Annotated in this window: 2 protein-coding genes; both read right to left on the bottom strand. The window is 64.9% G+C overall.

Going from position 1 to position 1,438, the window contains the following annotated elements:
- Positions 1-22 precede the first annotated feature (22 nt).
- A complete protein-coding gene (locus tag HMPREF9538_RS09145) occupies positions 23-784 on the bottom strand; it encodes an inositol monophosphatase family protein (protein WP_004177841.1) in 762 nt (253 codons plus the stop codon).
- A 10-nt stretch (positions 785-794) separates the two neighbouring features.
- Positions 795-1,438 (bottom strand): substrate-binding domain-containing protein (locus HMPREF9538_RS30235; protein WP_009485617.1); only part of this gene is annotated, 644 nt, incomplete at its 5' end.

The following is a 1,438-nucleotide window of genomic DNA, read 5'->3' as shown; positions in this document are numbered from 1 at the left end:
GTCAGACACCGGCGGCGTGACGTCATTTCGCCAGCAGGGCGGCCAGTCGAGGCTGGACGCTTGCGCAGCCGGCCAGCACGAGGTTGCCTCGCCGCAGGCCCGCATTGGCGAGAAACGCATTGCACGTTCCGCCCGCCTCCTCAATCAATAGCATGCCTGCCAGCGCATCCCAGCTGTTCATATGCGCTTCATAATAGGCGTGGAGCTGACCGGCGGCGACATGCGCCAGCATCAGGGCGCCCGCGCCAAAACGGCGATACTCCAGACCGGCGTCGAGCAGCGTGTCGATGGCCCGGGCGTAGTCGCTGGCCGGGGCCCGGCTGGAGCGCCCCATGCCGATCACCACCGCATCGGGCTCCGGCTCGCGTAGCGTCAGGCGCCGACCGTTGAGATACGCGCCTTCGCCGCGGGCGGCGAAGAAAAATTCATCGCGATCGGGGGCGTAAATGATGCCGAGCGACAGCTCGCCCTGGCACACTCGCGCCAGTGAGATGCACCAGTAATCCATGCCGAGAATAAAGTTGGTGGTGCCATCGACAGGATCCAGCACCCAGACGGTCTGGTCGTCGCCTTCAAAACCGCTCTCCTCGCCGAGGAAACCCTCCTCGGGAAAGTGGGCCTGCAGCCAGCCTTTAATCTCTTGTTCTACCGCGAGATCCGCCTGCGACACAAAGTCCTGGCGCGCTTTTTTATCGACCTGCAATCCCGCATCGCGCAGCGCCTGGGCGTGGGCGCCTGCCTGGCGAATCAAGGCGCATAATGACTCTCGTTGTGCTTCCGTCATAGTCCTGCTCTCAGATAACAAAGGGCGACGTGCGCCGGTGAATTAAGGTTACCTCCACCCAGGTGGTGCGTGAAGGTTGCGAAGGGTCGGCGGCGCGCTCCAGAAGCCGGGCGAGCGCCTGGCGGGCGATCGCCGCCACATCCTGATGTAGCGTGGTGAGCTGATAGCTATATTGCGCGGTCGTCGGCGTGTTATCAAAACCAATCAGCTGAAAATCCGCCGGAGCCTCTCTGCCGCGCTGGCGCATTCCATCGAGAAAGCCACAGGCAAGCTGGGCGTTGGCGCAGAAGATCCCCTCCAGCGCCTCGTCGGCGAGCGCCGCAGCCTGTAACCCGCCCGCGTAACCTTCTTGCTGACAGGCGAGGATCACCAGGTGGCGTTCGACGTCCACTCCGCGCGTTTGCAGCGCCCGGCCGAACGCTTCCCCGCGCATGCGGCCGGCCCAGGTGGAAGGATGGTGGTTGAGCCAGCCAAAGCGCTGACAGCCGCTGCGCAGCAGTTGGTCGGCGGCCAGTTCGGCGCCGGCGGCGTTGTCAGAACAAACGTAATCCACGCCGGGGATCGTCGGCTGTCGATTAATGCCCACGACCGGAATATGCTGCTGGACGCACTCGTTCACCAGCGCCCCCCCCCCCGCGGCGGGGGGGGGGGGGG

The sequence above is a fragment of the Klebsiella sp. MS 92-3 genome, from assembly GCF_000195655.1.
Classification (GTDB): Bacteria; Pseudomonadota; Gammaproteobacteria; order Enterobacterales; family Enterobacteriaceae; genus Klebsiella; species Klebsiella pneumoniae.
The sequence above is the reverse complement of the archived record's forward strand: the minus strand, read 5'-3'. Positions and strand labels throughout refer to the sequence as shown.